We start from the raw sequence: 4,371 nt of genomic DNA, 5'->3' as shown, positions 1-4,371 counted from the left end.
GGGTCGCCCTGGCCGCCGGCGACCGGGTGGCGGCCGAGCACGTGGCGGCCGCCGCCGAGGCCCTCGGCCGGGCCAACCATGAGTTTCCCACGCTTGCCGCCGCCGCGGCGCATGCCAGGGGCCTGCTCGACGGGGATCGCGACGCGCTGGCCCTGGCCGCCGGGCGGACCAAGGACGTGTGGGCGCGGGCCTCCGCCGAGGAGGATCTCGGCATGCTGCTCTCCACCGCCGGGCAGCGCGTGGCGGCGACCGAGAGCCTGGACCGCGCCTTGGGCCTGTATCACGACATCGGCGCCCTGCGGGACTCCGCGCGCATCCGCCAGAGACTGCGCGGAATGGGGATACGCCACCGCCACTGGAGCTACGTCGAACGCCCCCTCTCCGGCTGGGACAGCCTGACCGGGACCGAGCACGCCATCTCGTTGCTTGCGGCGGACGGATGCACCAACCCGCAGATAGCCGAACAGATGTTCATCAGTGTGCACACGGTCGCGTTCCACCTGAGGCACGTCTTCCGCAAGCTGAGCATCAGATCCCGGGTCGAGCTCGCGCGGCTCGCGGCGGAGCAGTCGAGGGACGCCTCGCCCGGCGGCGGCCGCGGCGCACGGGTCGCACGGAGTCGCGGCGATGACTACTCAGCTGGGGGATGTGCCCGCGAGACGCCTGGGCCAGGTTCGGAAATGTAGGTCGTTACATCTTTCGGCCTATTCAGGAACCCATCCAGGAGGTCCAGATGGCGCTGCTAGTACGTCGCAGGGGCGGCGAGATGTTCCCCGCCCGCGAGATCGAAGACACCTACGACAGGCTGGGACAGCTCATGAACGCGGCTCTGGGCGAGGCTCTGGGCGCTCTTCCCGGCGATGGCGGCATGGGGGCTTGGGTGCCCATGGCGGACGTGTCGGAGACTGAAGACTCCTACGTCGTGGAGATCGATGTCCCCGGAGCGCGCAAGGACCAGATCGACGTCCAGCTGTCCGAGCGCGAGCTGATCGTCACCGGGCAGATCGAGGAGCAGGAGCGTCAGCGCAGGCACCGCAAGATGCGCAGGACCGGCCAGTTCGAGCTGCGCACGACACTCCCGGGAGACGTCGACGCCGACCGCGTGGAGGCTCACCTGTCCGACGGTGTGCTGACCATCACCGTGCCCAAGGCGGAGGCCGCCAAGCCCAAGCACATCGAGGTTTCCGCCTGAGGCGGGGAGAGGAGGAGTCATGCCCGTCGCGTCGTCAGGCCCCGCCACCACCAACCGGGAACCGATTGGGAGCTACCGCAGCTACGAGGAGGCGCAGAAAGTCGTCGACTACCTGGCCGACCATGGATTCCCCGTGCAGGGGACATTGATCGTCGGCGCCGGGCTGCGCTCGGTGGAGCGGGTTCTCGCGCGGATGACCCTTCTGCGCGCGGCCGCATGGGGCGCGGCCTCCGGAGCCTGGTTCGGGCTGCTCATCGGTCTCTTCCTGGCGATTTTCTCGATCTCGGCCGCGGCAGCGTTGCCTCTGGTGCTCTGGGGGCTGGTGTGGGGCGTGGTGGCGGGAGCGATCTTCGGGCTGGTCTCGCACGCCCTCCAGGGCGGCCGGCGGGACTTCGTCTCCGAGAGCGCCCTCGTGGCCGACAAGTACGAGGTTCTCGTCGATTCGGAACACGCGGCCAGGGCCCATGAGCTGCTCCGGGCGATGAGTGGATAGCAGGACGAGGGAGCGAGTGATGGCGAAAGCAGTCGGCATCGATCTCGGCACCACGAACTCGGTGATCGCCGCCACAATAGACGGCCATCCCACGGTGTTGCCCAACGCGGAGGGCTCGCGGACGACGCCGTCCGTGGTGGCCTTCACCGATCAGGGCGAACGGCTGGTAGGCCAGATGGCCCGCCGCCAGGCCATACTGAACCCGAAGGGAACGATCTATTCCTCGAAACGATTCATCGGCCGCCGCTTCGACGAGGTCAAGAGCGAGATCCACGCGGTCTCCTTCGACGTGGTCGAGGGACCCCAGGGAGCCGTGCGCTTCCAGGTCGGCGGCAAGCAGTACGCGCCGGAGGAGGTCTCCGGCCTAGTCCTGCGGAAGCTGGCCGCCGATGCGGCGAAATACCTCGGTGAGAAGGTGACCGAGGCGGTCATCACCGTTCCGGCGTACTTCAATGACGCCCAGCGCCAGGCGACCAAGGATGCGGGGCGGATCGCGGGGCTCGAGGTCCTGCGGATCATCAACGAGCCGACGGCGGCGGCGCTCGCGTACGGGCTGGACAAGAAGACGAACGAGACCGTGCTGGTGTTCGACCTGGGCGGCGGCACCTTCGACGTCAGCATCCTGGATATCGGCGAAGGCGTGGTCGAGGTCCGCGCCACCTCCGGCGATGGCCACCTCGGCGGCGACGACTTCGACCGCAGGATCGTCGACCACCTGGCCGACGAGTTCCAGCGGGACCAGGGCATCGACCTGCGTAACGACCCGCAGGCCCTGCAGCGACTCTTCGAGGCGGCCGAGAAGGCCAAGGTGGAGCTCTCGGAGGTCACCCAGACCACGATCAGCCTGCCGTTCATCACGGCGGACGCCTCGGGGCCGAAGCACCTCAACACCACGCTCAGGCGCTCCACGTTCGAGCAGATCACCGCCGACTTGGTCGAGCGTTGCATCGCCCCCGTCAAGCAGGCGATGGAGGACGCGAAGCTCAGGCCCGTGGACCTCGACGAAGTGATCCTCGTCGGTGGGGCGACCCGGATGCCCGCCGTGCAGAATCTCGTGCGCCGGCTCACCGAGGGCAAGGAGCCCAACATGACGGTGAACCCGGACGAGGTCGTCGCGATCGGCGCGGCTGTCCAGGCGGGGATCATCAAGGGCGAGGTGCAGGACGTCGTCCTACTCGACGTCACGCCTCTGTCGCTGGGCGTCGAGACGCTCGGCGGGCTCATGACCAAGGTGATCGAGCGCAACACGACCATCCCCGCGCGCCGTACCGAGGTCTTCAGCACGGCCGAGGACAACCAGACCGCCGTCGACATCGTCGTCCTGCAGGGCGAGCGTGAGCGCGCCGCCGACAATCGGGTGCTCGGGCGCTTCCGGCTGGAGAACATCCGGCCCGCGCCGCGGGGGGTGCCGCAGATCGAGGTCACCTTCGACATCGACGCCAACGGCATACTCAACGTCTCGGCACGGGACAAGGACACCGGCGCCGAGCAGCGGATCACCATCAGCGAGAGCTCCAACCTGGACAAGTCGGAGATCGAGCGGATGGTCGCCGATGCCGAGCGGCACCGTGCGGAGGACGTCAGACTCCGCGAGACCATAGACGCGCGCAACGAGCTGGACTCGGTCGCGTACCAGGTGGAGCGTCGGCTGGAGGAGCTGGGCGACGCGGTTCCCGTGCACGAGAAGGCGAGGGCCGGGCAGCTCGTGGAGGAGGCCCGACAGGCGATCAAGGAAGAGGCGCCGATCGACCGGCTGCGCACACTCAGCGGCGAGCTGCAGCAGGTGTATCACAGCCTCGGAGCCGCCGCGGGCGGCGGGCCCAGCGTGCCGCCGCAGGGCAGGACGGAAGGTGTCCCTGGCGGTGAGGAGGACGTGATCGACGCCGAGTTCACGACGTCGGAGCCCGAGTGACATGAACGAGCACACACCCCAGACCCAGGCCGGCGCGCAGGGTGAGGAAGCCATCTCGCCCGCGGAGGCCGACGCGAAGCTCGCGGAGCTGGAGGACCGCTGGCTGCGTGCCGTCGCCGACCTGGACAACCTGCGCAAGCGCATCTCCCGCGACGCCGAGCGGATCAGGGCGGAGGAACGGGCGAGGGTGGCGGCCGAGTGGCTGCCCATCCTGGACAACCTGGAGCTCGCGCTGAGCCACGCAGGCGACGGAGGCGCGGACGCGGTACTCGACGGGATACGGGCCGTGCGTGACCAGGCTGTCGCCCTCCTGGCCAAGCTCGGCTACCCCCGCCATGACGAGGTGGACGTACCCTTCGATCCCGCCCGCCACGAGGCGGTAGCCACCGTAGAGCGGGCCGATGCCGACCCGGGCACTGTGGTGGAGGTGCTCCGTCCCGGCTACGGCGATGCCGAGCGGCAGCTCAGGCCGGCGATCGTGGCCGTCGCGAAGAAGGCGGAGTGATGGCCCCACGGCGCGACTACTACGAGGTGCTCGGCGTGGGCAGGAACGCCGACGCCGACGAGATCCAGCGGGCCTACCGCAAGCTCGTGCGCGCCTATCACCCTGATGTCAACAAGGATCCCGGCGCCGAGGACAAGTTCAAGGAGATCTCGGAGGCGTACTCCGTGCTCTCCGATCCCGAGACGCGCCGCCGCTACGACGCGTTCGGGCACGATTTCCGCCAGGTGCCGCCCGATGTGGACCCCGCCGAGTGGGCCCGCGCCCGTGCG

Annotated in this window: 6 protein-coding genes; all 6 read left to right on the top strand. The window is 69.1% G+C overall.

The window, feature by feature from the left end; all coding sequences use genetic code 11:
* Window positions 1–686: helix-turn-helix transcriptional regulator (locus tag DQW85_RS13140; RefSeq protein ID WP_162794945.1), on the top strand; the 686-nt coding region annotated here is incomplete at its 5' end.
* Window positions 687–733: 47 nt separating this feature from the next.
* The gene (locus DQW85_RS13135) at window positions 734–1,192 is read left to right on the top strand and encodes an Hsp20/alpha crystallin family protein (RefSeq protein ID WP_205315088.1); all 459 of its coding nucleotides are present in this window, start codon (window positions 734–736) and stop codon (window positions 1,190–1,192) included.
* Window positions 1,193–1,211: 19 nt separating this feature from the next.
* Window positions 1,212–1,685, top strand: coding sequence for a YflT domain-containing protein (locus DQW85_RS13130; protein ID WP_113700600.1), 474 nt, complete (start codon window positions 1,212–1,214; stop codon window positions 1,683–1,685).
* Window positions 1,686–1,704: 19 nt separating this feature from the next.
* Complete coding sequence (gene dnaK, locus DQW85_RS13125; RefSeq protein ID WP_113700599.1) at window positions 1,705–3,597, top strand: molecular chaperone DnaK; 1,893 nt, start codon at window positions 1,705–1,707, stop codon at window positions 3,595–3,597.
* A gap of 1 nt (window position 3,598) precedes the next feature.
* Window positions 3,599–4,102 carry a nucleotide exchange factor GrpE gene (locus DQW85_RS13120; protein ID WP_113700598.1) on the top strand — a complete coding sequence of 168 codons (504 nt, stop codon included), beginning with the start codon at window positions 3,599–3,601 and terminating at the stop codon, window positions 4,100–4,102.
* A partial coding sequence (locus DQW85_RS13115; protein ID WP_162794944.1) for a DnaJ domain-containing protein occupies window positions 4,102–4,371 on the top strand: 270 nt, incomplete at its 3' end. The genes DQW85_RS13120 and DQW85_RS13115, both read left to right, overlap by 1 nt.

This window comes from Nonomuraea lactucae (assembly GCF_003313395.1).
GTDB classification, from domain to species: Bacteria; Actinomycetota; Actinomycetes; order Streptosporangiales; family Streptosporangiaceae; genus Nonomuraea; species Nonomuraea lactucae.
This window is presented reverse-complemented; position numbering and strand designations above follow the sequence as displayed.

Excerpts from the sequence above, each read along its gene's own strand:
- DQW85_RS13135 (WP_205315088.1), top strand. The coding sequence starts at position 734 with ATGGCGCTGCTAGTACGTCGCAGGGGCGGCGAGATGTTCCCCGCCCGC.
- DQW85_RS13130 (WP_113700600.1), top strand. The coding sequence starts at position 1,212 with ATGCCCGTCGCGTCGTCAGGCCCCGCCACCACCAACCGGGAACCGATT.
- dnaK (WP_113700599.1), top strand. The coding sequence starts at position 1,705 with ATGGCGAAAGCAGTCGGCATCGATCTCGGCACCACGAACTCGGTGATC.
- DQW85_RS13120 (WP_113700598.1), top strand. The coding sequence starts at position 3,599 with ATGAACGAGCACACACCCCAGACCCAGGCCGGCGCGCAGGGTGAGGAA.